Source organism: Moorena producens 3L (genome assembly GCF_000211815.1).
GTDB lineage: Bacteria > Cyanobacteriota > Cyanobacteriia > Cyanobacteriales > Coleofasciculaceae > Moorena > Moorena producens.
On sequence record NZ_GL890968.1, the window covers coordinates 13,186 to 37,030 of the forward strand.

At 44.2% G+C, this 23,845-nt stretch carries 17 protein-coding genes and 2 pseudogenes; 11 read left to right on the top strand and 8 right to left on the bottom strand.

Going from position 1 to position 23,845, the window contains the following annotated elements:
- The first annotated feature begins 283 nt into the window (after nucleotides 1-283).
- Complete coding sequence (locus tag LYNGBM3L_RS27635; protein WP_008189205.1) at nucleotides 284-4,222, top strand: DUF7379 domain-containing protein; 3,939 nt, start codon at nucleotides 284-286, stop codon at nucleotides 4,220-4,222.
- 501 nt (nucleotides 4,223-4,723) lie between these two features.
- Here LYNGBM3L_RS27635 and LYNGBM3L_RS27640 read toward each other — a convergent pair.
- Nucleotides 4,724-5,188, bottom strand: a pseudogene (locus LYNGBM3L_RS27640) (Uma2 family endonuclease); the annotation flags it as partial.
- Between the two features lie 639 nt (nucleotides 5,189-5,827).
- On the opposite strand from LYNGBM3L_RS27640, the gene ltrA reads away from it, so the two are divergent.
- Nucleotides 5,828-7,675: a group II intron reverse transcriptase/maturase gene (gene ltrA / locus LYNGBM3L_RS27645; RefSeq protein ID WP_008189209.1), complete on the top strand. Its 1,848-nt coding sequence runs from the start codon at nucleotides 5,828-5,830 to the stop codon at nucleotides 7,673-7,675.
- A 92-nt stretch (nucleotides 7,676-7,767) separates the two neighbouring features.
- Here the strand turns inward: ltrA and LYNGBM3L_RS50655 are convergent.
- Nucleotides 7,768-7,905, bottom strand: a pseudogene (locus LYNGBM3L_RS50655) (Uma2 family endonuclease); the annotation flags it as partial.
- Nucleotides 7,906-8,560: 655 nt separating this feature from the next.
- Here LYNGBM3L_RS50655 and LYNGBM3L_RS27655 point away from each other — a divergent pair.
- From LYNGBM3L_RS27655 to LYNGBM3L_RS27665, 4 genes are all read left to right on the top strand, one after another.
- Nucleotides 8,561-12,976, top strand: coding sequence for an nSTAND1 domain-containing NTPase (locus tag LYNGBM3L_RS27655; protein ID WP_008189212.1), 4,416 nt, complete (start codon nucleotides 8,561-8,563; stop codon nucleotides 12,974-12,976).
- 61 nt (nucleotides 12,977-13,037) lie between these two features.
- On the top strand, nucleotides 13,038-13,244 hold the full coding sequence (locus tag LYNGBM3L_RS41945) for a hypothetical protein (protein WP_131826990.1): 207 nt from the start codon (nucleotides 13,038-13,040) through the stop codon (nucleotides 13,242-13,244).
- 1,067 nt (nucleotides 13,245-14,311) lie between these two features.
- Nucleotides 14,312-14,656 carry a peptidoglycan-binding domain-containing protein gene (locus LYNGBM3L_RS27660; protein WP_008189214.1) on the top strand — a complete coding sequence of 115 codons (345 nt, stop codon included), beginning with the start codon at nucleotides 14,312-14,314 and terminating at the stop codon, nucleotides 14,654-14,656.
- A 352-nt stretch (nucleotides 14,657-15,008) separates the two neighbouring features.
- A complete protein-coding gene (locus LYNGBM3L_RS27665; RefSeq protein ID WP_411550859.1) occupies nucleotides 15,009-17,453 on the top strand; it encodes an nSTAND1 domain-containing NTPase in 2,445 nt (814 codons plus the stop codon).
- A 269-nt stretch (nucleotides 17,454-17,722) separates the two neighbouring features.
- On the opposite strand, the gene LYNGBM3L_RS44465 is transcribed toward LYNGBM3L_RS27665, so the two are convergent.
- The 3 genes from LYNGBM3L_RS44465 to LYNGBM3L_RS27675 form a co-directional block, all read right to left on the bottom strand.
- A complete protein-coding gene (locus LYNGBM3L_RS44465) occupies nucleotides 17,723-17,884 on the bottom strand; it encodes a hypothetical protein (RefSeq protein ID WP_154659940.1) in 162 nt (53 codons plus the stop codon).
- Between the two features lie 198 nt (nucleotides 17,885-18,082).
- Nucleotides 18,083-18,514, bottom strand: a complete 432-nt coding sequence (locus LYNGBM3L_RS27670; RefSeq protein WP_008189219.1) for a putative toxin-antitoxin system toxin component, PIN family — start codon at nucleotides 18,512-18,514, stop codon at nucleotides 18,083-18,085.
- A 9-nt stretch (nucleotides 18,515-18,523) separates the two neighbouring features.
- Complete coding sequence (locus LYNGBM3L_RS27675; protein ID WP_008189221.1) at nucleotides 18,524-18,775, bottom strand: AbrB/MazE/SpoVT family DNA-binding domain-containing protein; 252 nt, start codon at nucleotides 18,773-18,775, stop codon at nucleotides 18,524-18,526.
- 65 nt (nucleotides 18,776-18,840) lie between these two features.
- On the opposite strand from LYNGBM3L_RS27675, the gene LYNGBM3L_RS27680 reads away from it, so the two are divergent.
- A complete protein-coding gene (locus tag LYNGBM3L_RS27680; protein WP_008189223.1) occupies nucleotides 18,841-19,092 on the top strand; it encodes a hypothetical protein in 252 nt (83 codons plus the stop codon).
- A 131-nt stretch (nucleotides 19,093-19,223) separates the two neighbouring features.
- Here LYNGBM3L_RS27680 and LYNGBM3L_RS37250 read toward each other — a convergent pair whose 3' ends face one another.
- Genes LYNGBM3L_RS37250 through LYNGBM3L_RS27690 form a run of 3 tightly spaced genes read right to left on the bottom strand, consistent with a single transcriptional unit; the run spans nucleotide 19,224 to nucleotide 20,270 of the window.
- A complete protein-coding gene (locus tag LYNGBM3L_RS37250) occupies nucleotides 19,224-19,397 on the bottom strand; it encodes a DUF4351 domain-containing protein (RefSeq protein ID WP_229414743.1) in 174 nt (57 codons plus the stop codon).
- Nucleotides 19,387-19,734 carry a hypothetical protein gene (locus LYNGBM3L_RS27685; protein WP_008189225.1) on the bottom strand — a complete coding sequence of 116 codons (348 nt, stop codon included), beginning with the start codon at nucleotides 19,732-19,734 and terminating at the stop codon, nucleotides 19,387-19,389. Before LYNGBM3L_RS27685 ends, LYNGBM3L_RS37250 begins: the two co-directional genes overlap by 11 nt.
- A gap of 56 nt (nucleotides 19,735-19,790) precedes the next feature.
- A complete protein-coding gene (locus LYNGBM3L_RS27690; RefSeq protein WP_008189227.1) occupies nucleotides 19,791-20,270 on the bottom strand; it encodes a ParB N-terminal domain-containing protein in 480 nt (159 codons plus the stop codon).
- Between the two features lie 270 nt (nucleotides 20,271-20,540).
- On the opposite strand from LYNGBM3L_RS27690, the gene LYNGBM3L_RS27695 reads away from it, so the two are divergent.
- The 4 genes from LYNGBM3L_RS27695 to LYNGBM3L_RS27710 form a co-directional block, all read left to right on the top strand.
- The gene (locus tag LYNGBM3L_RS27695) at nucleotides 20,541-20,957 is read left to right on the top strand and encodes a hypothetical protein (RefSeq protein ID WP_008189230.1); all 417 of its coding nucleotides are present in this window, start codon (nucleotides 20,541-20,543) and stop codon (nucleotides 20,955-20,957) included.
- A gap of 4 nt (nucleotides 20,958-20,961) precedes the next feature.
- Entirely contained in the window at nucleotides 20,962-21,153 is a 192-nt protein-coding gene (locus LYNGBM3L_RS47945; protein ID WP_008189231.1) for a hypothetical protein, read from the top strand.
- Nucleotides 21,154-21,771: 618 nt separating this feature from the next.
- Complete coding sequence (locus LYNGBM3L_RS27705) at nucleotides 21,772-22,662, top strand: Rpn family recombination-promoting nuclease/putative transposase (RefSeq protein WP_008189232.1); 891 nt, start codon at nucleotides 21,772-21,774, stop codon at nucleotides 22,660-22,662.
- Between the two features lie 351 nt (nucleotides 22,663-23,013).
- Nucleotides 23,014-23,845, top strand: an 832-nt coding sequence (locus LYNGBM3L_RS27710) for an Rpn family recombination-promoting nuclease/putative transposase (protein ID WP_071986955.1), incomplete at its 3' end; no start/stop codon positions are given.

Sequence of the window (23,845 nt, forward strand, 5' to 3'; positions counted from 1 at the left end):
AGATGCACCCACCTGCTCCCCCCCTAACCCCCCTTAACTAAGGAGGAAATTAGATAAAAAAGTGCTGCTGATGAAGGATAGAATTAGATAAAAAAGTGCTACTGATGAAGGAGGAAATTAGAGCAAAAAGTGCTACTGATGAAGGAGGAAATTAGAGCAAAAAGTCCCCCTTATTAAGCACGGAATTAGATGAAAAAGTCCCCCTTATTAAGGGGGATTTAGGGGGATCTCAATCAGGAATTAACAAAACTGGAACTCCTTCAATAAGTATTAAGAGAATGCCATGACCTACAATATATATGCGCTGCTGGTAGCTATTGATGAATATCCCAGTCCTGTTCCTTCTTTGAATGGCTGTGTTAATGACATCCTAGGAATACAGGAATATTTGCAAGGGCGGGTCGCTGTAGATGGAGATAAACTTCACATCCGCACACTCTTGAATCGAGATGCTACCCGTCAGGCAGTTGTTGATGGTTTTCGGCAGCATTTGTGTCAAGCTAGCGCTGAAGATGTTGCTTTCTTTTACTATGCGGGACATGGTTCTCAAGAGCAAGCTCCACAAGAGTTTTGGGCAATAGAGCCGGAACGATTGGATGAAACATTAGTCTGTTATGACAGTCGCACTGAGGGAGGTTGGGACTTGGCGGATAAGGAGTTAGCCAAGCTAATTTCTGAGGTAGACGAGAAAAACCCCCACACTGTTATTATTTTAGACTGCTGTCACTCTGGTGCTGGCACCCGTGGCGGACTAGAAGCAGAAACAGCAGTTCGTAAAACTTCCACCGACAAACGCCAGCGACCCTTGGAGAGTTTTATTTTCTCCTTGAGTGAAACTGACAAATTATCAGCTGCCCTCAGCCCAGAAAAAAATCCTAGTGCTTGGAGTTTCCCCACAGGAAAACATATCGTCCTAGCCGCTTGTCGAGATAGTGAGACGGCGAAAGAATTCAACAGCAATGGCCAACCAAGAGGTGCGTTTTCTTACTTTTTGCTGGATACCTTGAAGAAAGCCAATGGTAGCCTGACTTATCGGGATTTATTCAAGCGTGTCAATGCCCTAGTCCGCAGTAAGATCACCGCCCAATCTCCCCAAATCGAAGCTACGGAGTTGAGTGATTTAGACCAACCTTTTCTGGGCGGTGCGATCGCTAACCGTACACCCTACTTTACTGTCTTCTATGACAAAAACCACGACTGGGTGATTGATGGTGGTGCGGTTCACGGCATTTCTCAACCTGTTGGGAATGACACCACAATACTGGCATTATTTCCCTTTGACACCCCTACAGAGCAACTACGTGAACTCTCAACGGCAGTAGGTGAGGCAAAAATTGTGGAAGTAATGCCGCAGCTGAGTAAAGTTCAAATTAGTGGTATTGGGGATTTAAATCCCGAAATGACCTGGAAAGCAGTCATTACCAGTTTGCCCCTGCCACCGAAAGGGGTTTTATTGTCAGGAGAACCAGCTGGTGTAGAATTAGCCCGTACCACCCTGCTCAACACTGGTCACAATCAGCCCTCCCTGTATGTTCGGGAAGTGGCAACCCCTGAAGCTGCAGAGTTGAAATTACTGGCTCGTGACGGTAACTATTTAATTACACGACCAGCGGATGACCGTCCTCTAGTGGCTGCCATTTCCGGTTACACCGATGCCACTGCCTTGCAGGCGATTAAGCGATTAGAACATATCACCCGTTGGCTGAATATCACTGAACTTGCCAGCCCAGCCACCAGCCGCATTCGCCCCGATGCCGTGCAAATGCTGATTTACCAGCAGGATGGGCAACCTTTGCTAGATCCTCAAATTCGCCTGGAATATCAACAGGAAAATGGCAGGTGGCGATCGCCCAGATTCAAAATTAAGCTCAAAAACACCAGTAATGAGCCGCTTTATTGCGCTGTGCTCGATTTAACCGACCGTTACGCCGTCTCAGCTGAGTTGTTAGATGGGGGCGGAATTTGGCTGGAACCAAGGGGGCAAGAGGGAGATGAAGCCTGGGTTAATCGCGGAAATCCGATTTGTCCTACGGTTCCCAAACAACTATGGCAAAAAGCGGGGATTACGGAAGTTAAAGATATTCTCAAACTGATTATCTGTTCGACGGAATTTGATGCCACTTTGCTCCAACAACCAGAACTTGACCTACCACCACGTCTTTTGCCTACACCCCGTTGCGGTAATGGTACCCTGAACCGCCTAATGCAAAGGATTCCAGCTCGTGACCTCCGCAGCAGACCAGAAGAAGACGAAATCTATGATGACTGGTTAACTAGCCAAATTAGCATTACTACCGTGCGTCCTCTACACAGTACTCCTATTCCCACAGGGGACGAGTCTGTCTTTCTGGGAGTAGGTTCCACCCTATACGCCCATTCCGAATTTAGAGCAAAGGCACGTCTAACTACTGTCACCCAATCAACCAGGGATTTAGGTAATCATATGTTACCACCGATACTGCGGGAGGACGATCCGGGCATTGAGTCCTTTGAGTTTACTAGCAGTCGGGGAACTGATCCCGGTTTAAGCGCGCTGGAATTAACTGAGGTGGAAAATCCGTCAGCCGTTACACCGAAAAATCCCCTGAAAGTTATTGTTGATCGACCCCTTGCTTCTGATGAACAACTGTTACCCATTAGCTACGATGGGGAGTTTTTCTTGCCTTTGGGACGGGCTCGGTCTACCCCGGAGGGCAAAACGGAGATTTTACTGGAACGGTTAACAGAACCAATTAGTGAAGGTAGCCGCAGCTTGGGGGGTTCGATCCGAATTTTCTTCCAAAAAGTAGTGTCTCAAAAACTGGGGCTAGAGTTTAATTACCCAATCTTGGCAGCAGCGGATGTCACTGCGTCTGGAGTGGTCAACTATACAAGAGATGTTGAACAAGTCAAGTCGCGGGTTGCCCAAGCTCAACGCATAGTCCTTTACATACACGGTATTATTGGTGATACCGAGAGCTTGCTGCCCAGCCTTCGCTCCGCCCAGGTTGAGGTAGATGGAACACAAAAACCCCTGGCCGAATTGTATGACCTGGTACTCAGCTATGATTATGAGAATATAAATACCTCAATTGTAGAGAATGCTAAATTGCTGAAGCAGAGACTACAAGCTGTAGGGTTAGGGGAGAACCACGGTAAAATTTTTCACATTGTCGCCGACTCTATGGGAGGGTTGGTTTCTCGTTGGTTTATTGAACGAGAAGGAGGTAATCAGGTGGTTGGGCATTTAATTATGATAGGTACACCCAATGCTGGTTGCCCTTGGTCTACGGTTGAAGATTGGGCATTAGCTACCTTAAGTATCGGTTTAAATGGGCTGTCAGAATTTCCTTGGCCAGTATCAGTGATGGGGATTTTGGTTCAGGCGATTAACCGGTTTGTTGATGAGATTGAAACTATTGATATTTCCCTAGACGAGATGCATCCCTGTTCTGAGTTCTTGGAACAATTAGCAGCAAGTCCCGACCCCAAAGTACCTTACTCAATTATTGCTGGTAATACATCGATTATTCCTGCCGCCCTGAAAGCAGAAGCCAATCAAACTTCTAGTCCCTTGCAACGACTAATGCAGAAGTTATTTGATAAAGCTGTAGCTATGGCTTTCTTTGAGCAACCCAATGATATCGCTGTTACAGTACAAAGTATAAAAAGCGTAGGTTCAGACCGGACTCCACAACCGCAAATCCAGGAAATCGGCTGCGATCACATGGTTTACTTTACTGAACCGGTGGGGTTAACTGCCCTCTCCCAGGCAGTGATTCAAGCCCTAGAAAATAACTCTGATTTAGGAGCTACAACTACTACAAAAACTACTACTGTGGCAAATCCTGTGGTTAATGATATTACTAATAATTCTTCAGGGAACAAAGCACTGAAATGGTGGATTATTGGGGTTGTTGGGGTATTATTCGCGGCTATTCTGGGTTGGCTGGTATTAAAGCCATCCAATAATACCGAACCTAGTAATCAATCTCAACTAAGCGATAATTTAGGTCAATCATGGGTCAGCGGTCAGCGGTCAGCGGTCAGCGGTCAGCATTCAGCCGTCAGCGGTCAGCGGTCAGCGGTCAGCCGTCAGCTTAAAATAAACCTCATTTGGGAGAATTTAATAGGTAAGCATTCAGCGGTCAGCGGTCAGCGGTCAGCGGTCAGCCGTCAGCCGTCAGCGGTCAGCGGTCAGCCGTCAGCCAAAGGCTCACGCTGCTTGAGGTGCTTTCCATAACTCAGATTAAACTAATGCTTACCTGTTGTCTTGATGCAAAGCGCGAGTGGGGGAAACCACGCCAGTTGCTCATGGGGGGAACCCCCAAGACCGCACTGGCTCCCCAAGACCGTAATGGTGCCCTTGACCCGTAATTAAATTCGCCACGGGTCGCACCTCTGCATCGCTTATTCAAAAGCTCTTCCCTTTGCTTACCCTATGCCCATAAGCACCTCAAGTAGCCTGTCCATAGCCCATAAGCTGATAGCTGATAGCTGATAGCTGATAACTGATAGCTAATGGCTGATAGCTGATAGCTAATGGCTGATAGCTGATAGCTGATAGCTGATGGCTGATAACTGATAGCTGATAGCTGATAGCTGATAGCTAATGGCTGATAGCTAATGGCTGATAGCTGATAACTGATAGCTGATGGCTGATAGCTGATGGCTGATGGCTGATAGCTGTTCGCGTAGCGTGCGCGTAGCGCTTAAGCTGATAGCTGATAGCTGACAATTGCTTTCACCAAATCTTGCTCATTTTTAGCACAAACCCCGCCAGTTCCGGAGCACCGCTAACGGTTTCAGGATTGTCCAAAATCTCTGGTTTGTGATCACGACGATAAATGTAAATTTTCCGGTTTTGGCGGTCGATTAACCAACCAAGTGATGTGCCATTGTCAAGGTATTCTTGCATGTTGTCTTGCAAGCCACTGAGTGTATCGCTGGCGGAACGTAACTCGATCACAAAGTCGGGGCAAATGGGGGCAAAGGAAGCTTTCTGTTCCTCGGTTAAGGCATTCCAGCTCTCCAGTTTAATCCAACAAGCATCTGGAGAGCGGATCGCTCCATTGGGCAAGGTAAAGCCGGTGCTGGAGTCAAAGGTTTCACCCGTACCGTCGAGATCAGCCCAGTTAGCCAATTGTTGAGCAATTTTCAGATTCCGATTGCCTGTATCGGAAAAGACTGGGGACATAATCACAACTTCTGGGCGACCGAAGAAGGCGCTCAAAGGAGTGAAGGTTCCGTAACCTTCCGATCAGCTAGGGTTCAAGCGAAGTTCCCACCCAAAGGGGCATAACGAGATGGATATCAACGGCTCACAAGCTGAGGTACTCCCGAATTGTTATGTCTCACAGCTAGAGGGTAATGCGTAACCAGAAGCATATACCGCATGATAATGGAACGTTAGGGAAAGAACTAACAGGTTGACGAAAGGAATCGTTGATTGAAGCGTCGTAATGATTGATATCCCTGTCAAAGCGGTAATGGGGATACTAGCTCCATGGGTTAATCCAGTAGATATTGGATAATCGGAAGAACTCCACGGACTCGGCGTAGAGACGACAACCATTAGTTCGCATCTCCTTTGTGTGTAACCGGGTAAGCCGAGATTGAGTCCTTAATCTAGGTCGATGATTAAGGTAGCCAAATCGCAAGAAGAGGTATAACTCTGAGTCCGGTAAAAGACTGAACCAAGCTAAAGCCAACATGGTGAAAACCGACGGGAAAGCGTGAAGAGCGTATAACCGGTTGGATAGAGGGAAATCCCTCAACTCGTGCAGAGTGCTGAATTTCAGAACTGATTCTGAGGGAGGAACATAATACTTATTAATCCTTAATTGTAATGGAAAAGATAGAACCGAATTCAACCGAAAACGGTATCGTAACTGAACAAGCTACCGAGTGGCACTCCATAGACTGGAAGAAAGCCTATCGGTTAGTCAGGAAATTAAGACGTAGGATATTCCTCGCGACTCGTGAAGGCAATTGGAAAAAGGTGAATAAGCTACAACGGCTAATGCTACGTAGCTACTCCAATATACTCATTTCCGTAAGACAGGCCGCACAGTTAAATCAAGGCAAAAACACCCCTGGGATAGACAAAATAGCCAATCTTACCCCCAAACTCAGGGCAGAGCTGGTCGATGCTCTAAAAATTTACAAAGCCTGGAAACCAATTCCAACCAAACGTGTATACATTCCTAAACCCAATGGAAAAAAACGCCCATTAGGAATACCTAGCATGATAGATAGATGCATACAAAGTATCGTCAAAAATGCATTAGAGCCTTCATGGGAAGCTAAATTTGAACCGACATCATACGGATTCAGACCAGGCCGAAGCACCCATGACGCTAGACAAAGGATATTCAACAACATAAAGGGTGAAAACAACCGAAAGTGGTGGGTACTAGACGCAGACATCTCCGGATGCTTCGATCATATTGCCCATGAACCACTACTGGAAACCATTGGAAATTTTCCAGCTAGAAACCTGGTGGAACAATGGCTAAAGACAGGATACGTCGATAAAGGCGTATTTTATAACACCGAGTCAGGTACACCTCAGGGAGGAATAATAAGCCCATTACTGGCTAACATAGCCCTACATGGCATGGAAAATGAATTAGGAATTACATATAAGTGGCGCAAAGACAAGAGGAAAAAATCAGGAGGATTCTGGAACAACATCTCAGAAAGAACCTTTGTCCGCTTTGCCGATGACTTTGTGATTCTAACTCAAAGCAAAGAAGATGCGACAGAAGCTAAGGTAATCATACAAGAATGGTTAACCAAAAAAGGATTAAGACTATCTGAGGAAAAGACCAGCATCAAACACTTGACAGAAGGGTTTGACTTCCTAGGATGGAACTTCCGCAAGTACAGAACCACTGCACGGAAAACCGAATTGGTCACCCTCATCAAACCCTCCAAGAAGAACATCAATAACTTCAAGAAACAATTGAAGGATGAATTCAAAAAGTTAAAGAGTGCATCCCAAGAACAAGTCATAAGGAAGCTTAATCCCAAAATAAGAGGGTGGGGCAACTATCATGATGGTGTAGTGGCTCAAGAAACCTTCAATACACTCGATAGCTACATCTTCTGGAAATTAAAAAGATGGGGGTTACGGAAACATCCAAATAAATCCTGGAAGTGGATATCCAAGAACTACTTTGGAAAACACTGCCCAGGAAGGGAAGACAAATGGGTATACGGAAACAAATCCTCAAAAAATGCATATCTGCATAAACTCGCTTGGAAACCCATCAAACGCCATACCCTAGTCCAATACAAAAACAGCCCAGACGACCCCGACCTGATTGGGTACTGGGAAGAGCGCAAAGCATTACAAAGGGAAAAAACGGCAAGGGGAAGATTCTCAGCGGGAAAGGACAAAATAGCAAACAGACAGAACTACCTCTGTCCTGTCTGCAATCAATCAATTGGGATTAGTGATGTATTACATATACATCACATTATACCAATACATCTAGGTGGACAAGACCAATACGATAACCTCATCTATCTACACGAGGATTGCCACCACACCATACATGCCTTGGGTGCCACCAATCCCGACATACAGAAAATGCTGAGAGCCGGGAGAAAAAAACCCTCTTTGAAACGGAACAAAAACCAAAAGGTACAAAACCGTAAATCTCAGAAAAGAAGTGGCAGTGATAAATGAGTTCAAAAAGAATCGGTTGCGCCGTGTACTTGGAGACTTGTTCGCACGGTGCGTTGGGGACGAAGCGGGAGCAATCCCGCTGACTTACCCAATCCACTGGCGGTGCGCTCAATTCGTAGATCTCGATTGGCTAAACAGAATTCAGAAAACTGGGCAGGGGTCATGGGGATGATCCCAGGAAGATTGACCATCACAGGGACAGTTTGGGTTTGAATGAGTAGCCTAGTCATTATAGGGTTTTTATCTAGGTTGTAAACATAATTCTTGTATAAAAAAGCTTGCATACAAGAGGAACCCACCCCTAACCCCTCCCAGGAGGGGAAAGGCAAGAGGGGAAAGAGATACGAAGTTTTATTGGACAGTAAAAAAATACCTCCTAGGTTTACATCTCATTTATAAACCCTATATACGCCAATGAAAGTATGTAAAGATTTATTACGAAACTAAGAATTTCTGCGTAAAGTCAACAGATTATCCTGGGGAATAAATAGGGAGCATCCCACTGCTGTGTGAGCGTGATTATACCGCCCACATATAGCAGAAGTCAGAAGTCAGAAGTCAGAAGTCAGAAGTCAGAAGCGGTGCGACCCTGGTGATTTCTAATCACCATCAGAATGCGCACCAAGAGAGTATTACTCTTGCGCTTACTTAGGTTTGATACTTTTGTCATGTTCTAACTGCCCTGTCTTGATGCAAAGCGCGAGTGGGGGAAACCACGCCAGTTGCTCATGGGGGAGACCCCCAAGACCGCACTGGCTCCCCAAGACCGCGCTGCATCGCTGGCGACTGCTATAAAAAGATATTTTTGCCAAAAAAAATGGGATGCTAACAATCAAGAGTATTCAAGTTATCTTTATAAGTGCTTTTAAGTGCTTTTAGCAGAACATGTTTTCTCGAAATCTCGCCTTTATCACCGGCATCAATAACTACACAAACGGCATTTCCCCCCTCAACACTGCCGTAAACGATGCCAAAAAACTAGTGGAAATTCTCCGCAAAAAGCATGATTACGAAGTCTGGGAATGCTTAGACGAAGTGGCAACTCTGTCTAACTTTAACAAATTTTTATCCCATACCTTACCCGAAAAAGTCACTGAAAATGACCGCTTATTATTTTACTTTGCTGGTCATGGAGTCGCTCTCAATGGGGATGATGGTCCGGCTGGTTACTTAATTCCTCAAGATGCTTTACTGGGGGATACTAATAGTTATCTGCCCATGACCAAGTTACACGATGCTTTAAGTCAATTACCCTGCCGTCATTTTTTGGGTATCCTCGACTGCTGTTTTGCTGGTGCTTTTAAATGGTCGAGTACTAGGGATTTATTAACCTCGCCAGAAGTAATTCACCAAGAGCGTTATGACCGTTTTATTAGTGACCCGGCATGGCAAATCATTACTTCTTCAGCTTCTGACCAAAAAGCCCTCGATAACTTTAATTTAGATAGCGTACGCGGTCAATTCGGCCATCATTCCCCTTTTGCTAGTGCATTATTAGAAGCCCTAGAAGGGGCAGCAGATATCTATCCTCCTGCTACGAATGGTAAACCGGCTGGAGATGGGGTAATTACAGCCACAAAATTATATTTATATTTACGGGATCGAGTCGAAATTCCCACAGAAAAATGCCGTCTACGACAAACGCCCGGTATTTGGTGTTTAAATAAGCACGATAAAGGCGAGTATATCTTTCTTTCTCCCGGACATGAACTTAATTTACCACCAGCACCACCATTGGATGAGTCACAAAATCCCTATCGCGGTTTAAACTCCTTTGAAGAGGAACACAGCCAACTATTTTTCGGTAGAACATTACTAGTAGAAAAGTTAGAAGATTTTGTCAAAGCTAATCCCCTGACAGTGGTGTTGGGTGCTTCCGGTTCGGGTAAATCTAGCTTGGTAAAAGCCGGATTAATTCCCCAGTTGAAACAGGAAAATACCGGTAAATGGTCGATAGTGTCACCAATTCGTCCCGGAGAAAACCCCTTCCAAGCTCTCAATAAAGCCCTGGTTGAGGCCGGATTACCAAAAGTCGAGTTACAAAACCCACAAAAAACTCTCACTGAAAGTATTGCGGTTTGGGTTAAAAACAATCCCAAATCCAAGTTATTAATCTTTATTGACCAAAGCGAAGAAATCATTACACTCTGTCAAGATGAACAGGAGCGCCAGGAATTTTTCCAACAGATACTGGCAGCAATTCATGGCTATCGGGAGCAATTACGAGTAGTATTAAGCCTACGTTCTGATTTTGAACCCCACATCTGTGATTTGGGCTTAACGTTGGCACCGGAAATAGTAAATCAATTGGGAACCACGGTACTGATAAATCTTTGGCAAAGTGGACGATTTATTGTACCGGCGATGACACGAGGGGAACTAAGGGAAGCGATAGAAAAACCGGCTCAAGCACGGGTGATGTATTTTCAGCCCCACGAATTAGTAGAAAAATTAATTGATGAAGTGGCGGATATGCCCGGAGCATTGCCCCTGCTGTCTTTTGCCTTGAGCGAACTGTATCTGAAATACTTAAGACGACAACGGGAGGCACAATACAGGGGTATTACTATTGACCGGGCGTTGACTCAAGGCGATTATATTGAATTGGGGGGAGTAATGCGATCGCTAACTCAAAGGGCGGATGAGGAGTATCAGAAGCTAGTTAATGAAAACCCCGCTTATGACCAAGTGATCCGTCATGTGATGCTGCGGATGGTGGCACTAGGTGGGGGTGAATTAGCCCGTAGGCGGGTACCTTTATCGGAATTGGAATATCCACCAGCGAAAAATAGTTTAGTCAAGGAAGTAATTGAGCGTTTTAGCACAGCACGGTTATTAGTAGAAGGACAAGATGTTGAGGGGAATCCTGATGTAGAACCTGCCCATGATGCTTTGGTGCGGGGTTGGCAAAGGTTGCTGGAGTGGAAACATTTAGATGAGGAAAATTTACTTCTACAACGGCGGTTGACTCCTGCGGCGGTGGAGTGGAAAAGCCAGCAACAGGCAAAGTTTCTTTGGAATGCTAACCCTCGTCTTGATTTGTTGAATAAAGAACTCAATTCTGAGGACAACTGGTTTAACCAAGTAGAAGTTGAGTTTGTGCAGCGTAGCGTCAGGCGAAAAAGCTTCAATACTCGTCGGAATTGGGTTGTTGCGATCGTAGTTATGCTGGGGTTAGGTACAGGTTTAGTATTTTCTTTGATTGGACAGAGAGATGCTTTGATCGGCCAAGTCAGGGCTGATCGGCAATCCGCCGAAGCAAACTTAGAATTAGGTCAAGATTTAGAAGCTTTGGTTGCTAGTTTACGAGCGGGTAAATCTCTAAAAGATTGGCCGGGATACTTATCCTTATTCAAGCCAGAAAATGAGCTTAAAACTCAAGTATTACAAACTTGGCGAAAGGTATTCTATTTAGCGAAAGAACGTAACCGCATAGAAGTGCCTGAAAACTTTAATAAGATGTTTTTTACGTCTGATCATCGGTTACTGATTGCTACAGCAGAGGATGGTACTGTCCGCTTACAAGACTTCAAAGGCACAGAACTACCCAAAGTATTTTCAGGACATAGAGGTGAAGTCAATCTTGATATTAATAAGGATGGTAGCTTATTAGCAACTATTGACGATAAATGTACTGTTCGCCTATGGAACTTGGAAGGAAAACAGGAAGAGCCACCAAAGCTTGAAGAATCTATCCTACATTCTAAAAATTGCGAATATAGCACAGGGCTCAGTTTCAGTCCTGATGGCAAGAAGCTTGTAGCCTATAGGAAAGCAGGCTCAGACTCTATCATCTACCTGTGGGACTTAACGGGAAATGAACCGAAGCTATTAAAAAATGCTCAAGACAATTTCATGACTATTAGCTTTAACTCCGATAACCAGCTAGTTGTAGCTACCCAATCTGACAATACCCTCCGCTTGTCAGACTTTATGTTTGGCACTCAGTTAGAAGAGTTTAAACATAATGATAGGCTTAATAGGTGTTATTTTTGTGATTATGAACTCTATGATAACCTCGTTTTTAGCCCTGATGGTAACTACTTTGCCGCCATCTATTATAAGGATGCAAGCACTGCCCTGGTTGGTAGTTTAAGCAAGAACAGTTTGGCGTATTATAAACCCATAGACAGCGTTTTAGAAATCAATACAAACAACAGCGTTTCAGAAATCAGTTTTGATGCCAATAGTCGTCTAATTATCGGTCAAAATACTAATGGTATGATTAGTGTTTATAATCCAGTTTATAATTTTTTTGAACTGAAAGAAATGAAAGGGCATCAAGGTAGTATTCGTGAGGTTATTTCTAGCTCGAATGGCAAAATTGCTAGTCTAGGTGATGACAAGACTATTCGCTTGTGGGAAATAGAGAACAACCAACAAGTGGAAGAGTTAAGCCCAATTGAGGGGCAGTTTAAAAGTCTCAGTATCAGCCCCGATGGCAAGCAACTAGCTGCTGTCAAAAAAGATGGTACTGTCCATTTGTTGGAGTTGAAGCGTAAGGATTTGAAGCAATTTAAGGATATTAAAGGCAAAATCAGCCAAATCATTTTTAGCCCTGATGGTCAGCAATTGGCTGCACTAGACGAAGAGAATACGATTCGCATCTTGAATCTAAATGGGAAGGAATTGTATAAACCAAAAAAAATTGAAAAAACAATTAGCCAGCTTATTTTTAGTCGTGATGGTCAGCAATTGGCTGCCATGCACTGTGATTATACTATCTGTGATAGTACTATCCATCTGTTTGAGTTGAACAGTAAAACTAAAACCTTGAAAAAAGTGTCCAAGAAGAGTTATCCTAGGGTTTACCCGGAGAGTCATATCGTTTTTAACTCGGATAACAAGCTGTTGGCAATGAGTATTAAAAATGAATTAAAGAAACATAATAAAATCTTATTAGAATTGGAGTCTCATAAGCAATTAGTTGGGTTTGAGGATGATAATGGCTACATCAGTAGTGAAAAAAATGGTCTTGATATTCAGGGTAACTTATTAGCATCTATTGGGGACAGCTATGATATTCATGTATGGGATATCTCAGGAAAACGATTGACTACTTTAAAAGGAAAAGGGCAGCCAACAAACCAATTAACCAGTATAAGTCTTAGTGCTGATGGTAGCTTAATAGCTACCCTTGACGAGAAGGGTACTGCAAAGTTATGGCAGTTTGGAGGATTGGATGAACTGCTATCCAAGAGTTGTGATAGGGTGCGTGACTATCTTGAGAATAACCCCAATGTTGACAAGAGGGATCGCAATCTCTGCGACAATGTATATAGCAGTCGAAGTAAAGCTTAAGACATATTTATGCTCCCTGCTCCCTTTCAAGCAAAATACTTTGTCCTAAACTATACTTCGGTTGCTATACCAAAATTGGCGATCACCGAAGACTAATCGCACTCCAAAAACTCTTGGCACACAAGAGCGATTGGCCTACGGCCACGCTACGCGAGTCACGCGTTCGCAAAGCGTGGCCGTAGGCCTCAGCTTCCGCGCTTATGCGATTGGCCTACGGCCACGCTACGCGATGAAGCTTCGCTTCCGCGCTTATGCGATCGCTCTCTAAAAACTGTTGGTACGAAAGGGGAGCAGGTCAAAGTTGTAGAAGATATGAACTATCAGAACATCCGGGAAGGTGAAGGATGTTCTGATAGGACTTTGCCAGGGTTGCCCCCTGGCAAATCAGGAATTGTGAAGGATGTTTGGTGAAGGAAGATGAAGCAGGATGAAGGATGAGTTGGGATGTTATTGCTTTCCAGCAGTTGCTGACTAACTCGAGAAGAATGTACTATAGCGCTTTTTATCCTCATGAGGTACACATATTTTTTTCCCTCTTCCCTCTTCCCTCTTCCCTGCTCCCTGCTCCCTGCTCCCTGCTCCCTGCTCCCTAAAACCCAAAAAATTGTACCTTACTAGATTAAAAACCGCTATAGTTGATCTGGAGTTATCCAAATTTGAGTGCAGCTCAGCTGTACTTGTGGAAAGTTAAAGTACAGAAATCGGTCAAGGATTGGGGTTAACCCAAACTTGACCGATTTTTTTTATTGGGAATAGGGAGTAGGGACCAGCTGACAAGGGTAGGTTTTTTACTTTGGAGATAGGTAATAGGTAATAGGTAATAGGTAATAGGTAATAGGTAATAGGTAATAGGTAATAGGTAATGGGGAATGGGTAATGGGTAATGGGTAATGGGTAATGGGTAATGGGTAATGGGTAATGGGTAATGGGTAATGGGTAATGGCTAATCGGAACCCACCCCTAACCCCGACCAGGAGGGGAAGAGCGGGAGATGGGTCGGTAATCGGTGGAAATTCTGGTAGAAAATCCGACAGACATATTTGGCGAAATTTATTCCCAATGCCAGTACGTACTCGCCCTGCTAGGTAAAAAACCTACCCAAGTGAGGTAGGGATCAGGGAGTAGGGAGTAGGGAGTGTGGGGAGGGTGAACTGGGGTGAATGGGGTGAGTCGAGATCAAAAAATTGGTGCTAACTCGAAAAATTCCAAAATAGGGTTTTGAGATCGTCTTAAGGGTGTAGAGACAAAAGACAGAAAATAAAAACTTTGTCCAATGTCGAAACCTGAAAAGGTTTTCCTAGTAAACGTCAAATCATTAAGGAAAAGACATCCATCATGGCAACTAACACTATCAATTCTAAATCTGTACTAGCTAATGGTTCTACACTAGCTAATGGTTCTGAAGTAATTAGTCAGGCTAACGCTGCTTACGTCACCCACCTACCAGTTTTGAAAAAGGGAACAGCCGGTGAAGCTGTCCGCTTTCTCCAGCAGTTCTTAATTTGCTACATAGACTATTCTGTGCTTCTTGACGGACAGTTTGGCTCCCAAACAGAACGGGCAGTAAGGGATTTCCAAAGCTACTACAACTCCCTCCAAAAATCTAATCCTGACTACTTGATTGTAGATGGGATTGTCGGTAAAGAAACCTATCGTGCCATCGGTAATACGTTTTGCTAAAGATCCCGAATTAGTAGGGATATAGCACAGGGTGGTGAACTGAGCCCCTGTTCACCACCTCATAAGGGTAGGTCTTTGTAAAAAACCTACCCTTATGAGGGTTAGGGGACCGGTCCCCATTACCGATTACCCATTCCCCATTACCTATTACCTATTACCTATTACCCATTACCTATTACCTATTACCTATTACCTATTACCTATCTCCAAAGTAAAAAACCTACCCTTGTCAGGGGTCCCCATCTCCCTATCTATTTTTGGCGAGAATGAAATAGCCCTGCCCTTAATAAGAGGGTATTCCTATTCCATAAAAACCCATAATTTGGCACTTAATAAAATCGCCAACTGCTATATGTTCTCCCGAAATATCGCATTTATCGTCGGCATCAATAACTACACAAACGGCATTTCCACCCTGCACACCCCCGTAAACGATGCCAAAAAACTAGTTGAAATTCTCCACAAAAAGCATGGCTATCAAGTCTGGGAATGCTTAGACGAACTTGCCAGCCTCACTAACTTCAAGAAATTTTTAGAAAAAACCTTACCGGAACAAGTCACTGAAAATGACCGCTTATTATTTTACTTTGCTGGTCATGGAGTTGCTCTCAATGGGGATGATGGCCCGGCTGGTTACTTAATTCCTCAAGATGCCAAACTGGGGGATACTAATAGTTATCTGCCCATGACCAAGTTACATGACGCTTTAAGTCAATTACCCTGTCGTCATTTCTTGGGTATCCTAGACTGCTGTTTTGCTGGTGCTTTTCGTTGGTCGAGTACCAGGGATTTACTCACATCGCCAGAAGTAATTCACCAAGAACGATACGACCGTTTTATTACTGACCCAGCCTGGCAAATCATTACTTCCTCAGCTTCTGATCAAAAAGCCTTAGATAACTTTAATTTAGATAGCGAACGCAGTCAAGTCGGCCATCATTCCCCTTTTGCTAGTGCATTATTAGAAGCCCTAGAAGGGGCAGCAGATATCTATCCTCTTGCCAAAAATGGTAAACCGGCTGGAGATGGGGTAATTACAGCCACAGAATTATATTTACATTTACGGAATCGAGTCGAAATACCCACAAAAAAATACCATCAGCGACAAACCCCTGGTATTTGGTGTTTAAATAAGCACGATAAGGGAGAATATATCTTTCTTTCTCCCGGACATAAACTTAATTTACCACCAGCACCACCTTTGGATCAATCACAAAATCCCTATCGCGGTTTAAACTCCTTTGACGAGAAACACAGTTCACTGTTTTTCGGTAGAACATTACTAGTAGAAAAGTTAGAAGATTTTGTCAAAGCTCATCCCCTGACAGTGGTGTTGGGTGCTTCTGGTTCCGGTAAATCTAGCTTGGTAAAAGCCGGATTAATTCCCAAACTACGGCAAGATAATACTGAGAAATGGTGTATTTTGCCAGCCATCCGTCCTGGTGAAACGCCCTTACAAGGGTTAAATAATGCTTTGAAAAATACCCAATTACCAGAGGTAGCAGCCCAAAACCCACAGCAGAACCTGGCAATGAGCATTGATGTTTGGGCGAAAAATAACCCCAACTCTAAGTTATTACTGTTTATTGACCAAAGCGAAGAAATTATTACACTCTGTCGAAACTTAGATGAGCGTAAGGAGTTTTTCCAACAGATACTCACAGCCATAAATGCCCATGGGGATAAATTACGGGTAGTATTAAGCCTACGTTCTGATTTTGAACCCCACATCTGTGATGTGGGCTTAAAGTTGGCACCGGAAGTAATAAATCAATTGGGAACCACGGTACTGATAAATCTTTGGCAAAGTGGACGATTTATTGTACCGGCGATGACACGAGGGGAACTAAGGGAAGCGATAGAAAAACCGGCTCAAGCACGGGTAATGTATTTTCAACCCCACGATTTAGTAGAAAAATTAATTGATGAAGTGGCGGATATGCCCGGAGCATTGCCCCTGCTGTCTTTTGCCTTAAGTGAACTGTATCTGAAATACTTAAGGCGACAACGGGAGGCACAATACAGGGGTATTACTATTGACCGGGCGTTGACTCAAGCCGATTATATGGAATTGGGGGGAGTAATGCGATCGCTAACTCAAAGGGCAGATAAAGAGTATCAGAAGCTAGTTCAAGAAAATCCCGCTTATGACCAAGTAATCCGTCATGTCATGCTGCGGATGGTGGCACTAGGTGGGGGTGAATTAGCCCGTAGGCGGGTACCGTTATCAGAATTGGAATATCCCCCCGATAAAAATAGTTTAGTTAAGGAAGTAATTGAGCGTTTTAGCACAGCACGGTTATTAGTAGAAGGACAAGATAGTGAGGGAAATCCTGATGTCGAACCAGCCCATGATGCTTTGGTGCGGGGTTGGCAAAAGCTGCTGGAGTGGAAACAAAAGGATGAGGAAAATTTACTTCTACAACGGCGGTTGACGACCGCAGCACAGGAGTGGAAAAGCCAGCAACAGGCAAAGTTTCTTTGGCATGCTAACCCTCGTCTGGATTTGTTGAAAAAGGTACTGAATTCTGAGAATAACTGGCTGAACCAAGTGGAAGCTGAGTTTGTGCGGCGTAGTCTGCAAAAAAGGCGAAATGATAGCTGTCGATTAATTAGCTGTGTAACTGGATTGATTCTGGCTCTGAGTGGATTGAGCATCTTTAGTTTTAATCAGTTGCAGCAACTCAAATGCGCATCTGAGCAATTCCAAAGCGACTCTATGAAAGTACTAGGGGAATTTTCCATCAATACTGTATTGAACATTAACCCCACTTCTGAAAACAATCGAGTTCGTTGAGAGGTAAAGGCACTCATTGAAGCCCCTTGTACAACTCTGTTGGAATAAAAAAGTAAGGTATTTGCCATGTCACGCAACTATAATATAGCAAGTCTTATACCCATGAGGTACAAATCTCTGGGTTTTAGGGAGCAGGGACTTCGGAGCAGCGATGCAGCGCGGTCTTGGGGAGCCAGTGCGGTCTTGGGGGTTCCCCCCGGAGACGAAACCTTAGACAGTTGAGCCTTTATGATTGTTAGGCTATGCAGAAAAGGGGTAAAACTTATTGATTAAGGCTCAACTGTCTTACGGTAACTTCGGCGTAGCCGACGCTTCGCGAACAAACCATGAGCAACTGGCGTGGTTTCCCCCATGAGCGACTGCATCAAGACGGGAGCAGCGGATATGGGAAGTCGGAAGAGGGAAGAGGGAAAAAATAATGTGTACCTCATAGCTATGAGAAACGCTATAGACATCTCCAAAAACTGTTGGTACACAAGTGCGATTGGCCGTAGGCCACGCTACGCGAGTCACGCGTTCGCAAAGCGTGGCCTACGGCCTCAGCTTCCGCGCTTGTGCGATTGGCCGTAGGCCACGCCAAAGGCGATCGCACTCTCGTTAATCTTGGTTGAGAAGTAGTCGGGCAATCACTAAAGTTTTTCTTGGTTGAGAAGTAGTGCGATCGCCTCTGCCGGATCTACCACCGTTACTCCCTCTAATATCTGACCGTAAAACGAACCAAAGTGCTTCTTATCACCCGTTACCAAAAGGTCTGCCCTATTCTCTACTGCTGTCGCTAAAATAGGAGCATCTTTCAAAGGTAGCCCCATCTCCATGGCCCAATTAACTCGTGAAACCGGTGCTTCTCCAACAATAATTAGTTTAGGGATTAAATCCCGTTCCAATCGTGTCAAAGCTTCGGGATACTTAGCTGTAATGTTACGGCGTGTTTCTTCCAAGGCGTGAGGCGATGTTAGCAAAGCACAATACCCAGCAGAAGCTAACTCAAACAAAGCGTTACAGCGACCATCAGGACTAATAGCGGCTGCAAAGATTACATTGGCATCCAGAAACACGCGCATGTATCTTTCCTACTCAGCATCTTTAAGTTGACCCATTAGCTGTTCGGCTTCTTCGTTAGTTAAGCGATCGCCTGATAAAAACTCCTCAATCCGTTCCTCTGTATAGATCTCAATCGGATACACTCCCGCAGGACGCAGTAGAATTCCACCATCAGCAGTAGTTTCTACCAGTAGCATAGTTTCACCTTCCAACCCTAGACGATTGAGAATTGCTTTGGGAAGAGAGAGTTGACCTTTTTTTCCTAGCTTGATGACTTCCATAATTTAAAATAATTATAATCCGGCAAACCGGACTTTAAGTAAATAGTAATCGATCAGGCTAAAGAGTGCTCGTTTGGCTACATCACCAGAGAAAAGGACATACGAGGATAACAATTACTATTAATAATCAACAGGATCAGGATCGGCTAGATGAATACGATTTTAGCAAAGGCATACGTGGTAAATATGCTCACAGATATAGGGAAACTAGCAACATTGTTAAGTTGGATGACGATGTGGCTGAAATTTTTCCAGATGAAAAATCAGTTAATGATGCACTGCGGGCTTTAGCTAATATTATTTCTATCAACACTTAGCCTAACAGGATGAAAAAGAAGCGTATGCTAACTTAGTTGATCTTGGTTAAGAAGTAGTGCAGTCAGCCGAGCTATGCCCGTAGGGCTGATCGCGTAGCGTGGCCGTAGGCCAATCACACCGAAAGCATTACCTACGAGTTCGATTTGCTATCAGCAACACTACGTGAACGCATCCATTCATCCAAATCCTCGGGTTTCGTAAAGTCCAACAACGCTTCCCCCAAAGCTTCAAGCTGAGGGAGGGATAAGGCTTGAACCTGCGTTCGCGTAGCGTGACCATTCGCGTAGCTTGGCCTAAAGGCCAAGGTCAATCGCCCTTCCTTCTGGGTTATAAAGCTGATCTATAACAGCCTCACGATCTTCTGGAGGCACTGATAAGATGTCATAGGCCATCTTGTTTGTTCCTTCTTCCAGAAGTTTTGACCACTTTTTGGCAAGATCAGCATTCTCCTCTTTTTGAATAGCCTCAACGACATTGAAGCCAATAAGTAAGGTAGTTCTACCAGTACCATCTGTCGCTGCAACTCGATCAATCGATCTGCCATGTCTTGCGATCGCAGTATCCTCTCTTCTTTTCTTTTTCCGCTCAACTTCCTGTTTCTCAATTTGCAGCATCAGTTGAGCTTCTATGTATTGCTGCATCTTGGTCTAGACAAGATATAGCAATTCTCTATGCCATGAGGTACAAAGAGATCCCCCTAAATCCCCCTTATCAAGGGGGACTTTGAGGTTGAGAAGCGTACCTCATAAATCCTAGAAACGCTATAGCTATTTCGTAACTTGAGTTGCCTTAGTCGTTCTAGGTTGTCGGAGAAAGTCCTGATCTCTACGGGGACTCTTGGGAATTTGTTGCCATCTGAACCTGCATTTAATCCTTCAACTGCGGCATGGCGACTATTGCCATCGATAATTATTCCCCATTGATCAACTAAGAGAGGGACTAATTCTGGATTCGACCCATCCAATTCCTTGATCAATCGTTCCACATTTCCAGAGTTGTTGATATAGATCAGTTCATTGAATGGGAGTCTGATTAATAACTCTGGGTCAACGTCTGCTAGTCCTTCCTCAAATAATAATCGGAAATTTACATTATATGACATGATTGCCATATTTCTGGCCTTTTTGGAGTAGGAAACATAGCCACCACACCAGACAATCCCCTGGCTATCCCACAAGGATGGAGGGTGTAGGGTGTGGGGTGTGGGGTATGGGGTGTGGTGAAAATAGGCATGTACACAAATTAGCTAGAAAAGGCTTCATTAACCAACATTTACCTGATTTAATCGTACATTAGCCGATTCAACCATCCCTAGCAACTTTCGCGAAGCTCGGTCTTTTTTCCCTACACCCTACACCCTACACCCTAAACCCTACACCCTGCCTAACACCCTACCCCCTGAGCTACAATAGACTCTTAACGGACTGCGCTTTGAGGAGATGCCGTCATGAATTCTATTTCAACAACCATTACTCTGCAAATTCCTGACTTCCTCTATCAGCGCTTGGTCAACACTGCCCAAGCAACTGAACGCTCTCTTGAAGCTGTCATGCTCCATGCTTTACAAATTGGTAGTCCCCCCAATTGGTCTGATGTACCTGAAGAATTTCAAGCAGATCTAGCTGCCTTAGATAGGTTGGAAGACCAAGCTTTGTGGCCGATTGCCCAGAGTAAAAAAACACCGGAAGAAATGGAGCGTCACTACTGGTTGTTAGCTCAAAATCAAGAGCGTTCTTTAACAGATGCAGAACAGATTGAACTTGAGCAGCTTAAGATTTCAGCAGATCGTTTTATGCTACGCAAAGCTCATGCAGCGGCTCTCCTGAAATGGCGCGGTTACCCAGTTCCTCAAAGTATTGTGTAACCTCATGGCCTATATTCCAATATCTTTGAAGAATGAGATCGATCGCCAAGATCGCCGTTATTGTTGCTATTGCCAAACTAGTGAAGCAAATAGTGGTATTCCTTTAACTTACGATCACATTTTACCACAGCTCTATTGGGGGAAAGAGCATATTTTCAAATGTTTGCCTCGCCTGCTATACCTGCAACCAATTTAAATCGGATACAACTGTTGCCCTCGACCCTTTAACTAGTCAAACTGTTCACTTATTTAATCCCCGCACTCAGAATTGGGATGAACATTTCTCATGGAATGTGGATTTCACAAAAATTCAAGGACTAACCCCTGTGGGACGAGTAACAGTCATTACGCTTAAAATGAATAATCCCCTCGTTGTAGAAGCACGGTTTCGATGGACAATTAATGGTTGGCATCCCCCATCTTTTCTAGCGGAAAGATGAGCATAAAGTCTCTAGAGGTGACAACAAAGTTAAAAAGGAGACTGGGTGTAGGGTGACCGGGTGTGGGGTGTGGTTAAAATGAAGGTACATATCACTGCTATGTGGGTTTCATCAAGCCTCACTCTCCCTGATTCAATCATCCATTACCCAATTCAATTTTCTCTACTAACAAGGTGTTGCTCTTCTTTTTTCCCTACACCCTATACCCTACACCCCACAACCTACCTACTTTTTAATTCACTTGTCACCCCGTGAGATATGGGCGTACACTTTTGTGATTATAAAAAAATAATATCAAAAAATAACACCAACCGATGATAATATTGGCCAGATAGCCCAGATGCTCAGATGCCAGTTCATCGCAATGCAAACTAATGCGCACTGACAGCCTATTTTATAAAATCTTCCAAACCCTCCCTGGCACTCTCTTTGAACTCCTGGGAGACAACACTCAACTGGCACAAAACTATACATTTAAGGCCATCGAACTCAAAGAACTCGCCAAACGCACCGACGGCGTATTTCTCCCCAAACGGGACGGTGACCCCATTTATTTCGTAGAAGTCCAATTTCAGAAAGATGAAGACTTGTACTACCGCCTGATGCAAGAAGTGTTTGTCTACTTAGGACAAAATCGTTGGCGACATGGCTGGCAAGCGGTAGTATTTTGGGCTAAGCGCAGCTTGGATACAGGTATTCCCAGATGTTACGATGCCGAAGTCCAAACAGGATATCTGCACTCACTTTACCTTGATGAAACTCCAGAAACCTCAGACTCAATCGGATTGGGACTGGTACGGCTGGTAGTGGAACCTCAAGCCAATGTCCAACACAGAGTACGACAACTAGAAAGATGTGCGAGGGCTCTACCAGTAGCACAGCAAAGAAATGCGATAGAATTAGTAGAACAAGCCTTAGTATATAAATTTCCTGAACGTCCTTGGAGGGAATTAGAAGCGATGTTTGGACTCACAGAATGGAAACAGACCAGATTTTATCGGGAAGTTAAGGCTGAAGGTCACCAAGAAGGTCACCAAGAAGGTCACCAAGAAGGTCACCAAGAAGGTCATCAAGAAGGTCGCATCACTGAGGCACAGATTTTGGTCATGCGTCTGCTGAAAAAACGATTCCCAGAAATGACCGAGGAAATAAACAATGTAGTTCAAGGTTTGTCTTTGTCAAATTTGGAAGGGTTAACAGATATTATTTTTGAGTTGAATAGTTGGGAAGATTTGTTGAGCTGGTTGTCACAGGTAGACCAATAATGCTCACATGGATTTGATCCCACTCATACTGTAGAAATGCTGTGAAAAAAACTCCCAACTTTACAATGCCTTGAACACCTGGTTAGGTCAAGCGATCGCAGAACTCGTAGGGTGGGCAAGGGGAAACTTTACCAATAGATTCATCAAATACCCCCTTTTCCCTTTGCCCACCAAATTACTCCCCAAGACTTACTGATAGTTCAACTGCTGAGGCGGAGTCAATATCAGAAGAGCACTTTATATATGGGCGTACACCTTTGTCATTATAAAAAAATAATATCAAAAAATAACACCAACCGATGATAATATTGGCCAGATAACCCAAATGCCAGTTCCTTCCAATGCTAACCAATGCGCACTGACAGCCTATTTTATAAAGTCTTCCAAACCCTCCCTGGCACTCTCTTTGAACTCCTGGGAGACAACACTCAACTAGCACAAAACTATAATTTTAAGGCCGTCGAACTCAAAGAACTCGCCAAACGCACCGACGGCGTATTTCTCCCCAAACGAGATGGCGACCCTATTTATTTCGTAGAAGTCCAATTTCAGAAAGATGAAGACTTGTACTACCGCCTGATGCAAGAAGTGTTTGTCTACTTAGGACAAAATCGTTGGCGACATGGCTGGCAAGCGGTAGTATTTTGGGCTAAGCGCAGCTTGGATACAGGGATTCCCAGATGTTACGATGGCGAAGTCCAAACAGGATATCTGCACTCACTTTACCTTGATGAAACTCCAGACACCTCAGACTCAATCGGATTGGGACTGGTACGGCTGGTAGTGGAACCTCAAGCCAATGTCCAACACAGAGTACGACAACTAGAAAGATGTGCGAGGGCTCTACCAGTAGCACAGCAAAGAAATGCGATAGAATTAGTAGAACAAGCCTTAGTATATAAATTTCCTGAACGTCCTTGGAGGGAATTAGAAGCGATGTTTGGACTCACAGAATGGAAACAGACCAGATTTTATCGGGAAGTTAAGGCTGAAGGTCACCAAGAAGGTCACCAAGAAGGTCACCAAGAAGGTCACCAAGAAGGTCATCAAGAAGGTCGCATCACTGAGGCACAGATTTTGGTCATGCGTCTGCTGAAAAAACGATTCCCAGAAATGACCGAGGAAATAAACAATGTAGTTCAAGGTTTGTCTTTGTCAAAATTTGGAAGGGTTAACAGATATT

Excerpts from the sequence above, each read along its gene's own strand:
- LYNGBM3L_RS27635 (WP_008189205.1), top strand. The coding sequence starts at position 284 with ATGACCTACAATATATATGCGCTGCTGGTAGCTATTGATGAATATCCC.
- ltrA (WP_008189209.1), top strand. The coding sequence starts at position 5,828 with ATGGAAAAGATAGAACCGAATTCAACCGAAAACGGTATCGTAACTGAA.
- LYNGBM3L_RS27655 (WP_008189212.1), top strand. The coding sequence starts at position 8,561 with ATGTTTTCTCGAAATCTCGCCTTTATCACCGGCATCAATAACTACACA.
- LYNGBM3L_RS27660 (WP_008189214.1), top strand. The coding sequence starts at position 14,312 with ATGGCAACTAACACTATCAATTCTAAATCTGTACTAGCTAATGGTTCT.
- LYNGBM3L_RS27665 (WP_411550859.1), top strand. The coding sequence starts at position 15,009 with ATGTTCTCCCGAAATATCGCATTTATCGTCGGCATCAATAACTACACA.
- LYNGBM3L_RS44465 (WP_154659940.1), bottom strand. The coding sequence starts at position 17,884 with ATGAGGTACACATTATTTTTTCCCTCTTCCCTCTTCCGACTTCCCATA.
- LYNGBM3L_RS27670 (WP_008189219.1), bottom strand. The coding sequence starts at position 18,514 with ATGCGCGTGTTTCTGGATGCCAATGTAATCTTTGCAGCCGCTATTAGT.
- LYNGBM3L_RS27675 (WP_008189221.1), bottom strand. The coding sequence starts at position 18,775 with ATGGAAGTCATCAAGCTAGGAAAAAAAGGTCAACTCTCTCTTCCCAAA.
- LYNGBM3L_RS27685 (WP_008189225.1), bottom strand. The coding sequence starts at position 19,734 with ATGCAGCAATACATAGAAGCTCAACTGATGCTGCAAATTGAGAAACAG.
- LYNGBM3L_RS27695 (WP_008189230.1), top strand. The coding sequence starts at position 20,541 with ATGAATTCTATTTCAACAACCATTACTCTGCAAATTCCTGACTTCCTC.
- LYNGBM3L_RS47945 (WP_008189231.1), top strand. The coding sequence starts at position 20,962 with ATGGCCTATATTCCAATATCTTTGAAGAATGAGATCGATCGCCAAGAT.
- LYNGBM3L_RS27705 (WP_008189232.1), top strand. The coding sequence starts at position 21,772 with ATGCGCACTGACAGCCTATTTTATAAAATCTTCCAAACCCTCCCTGGC.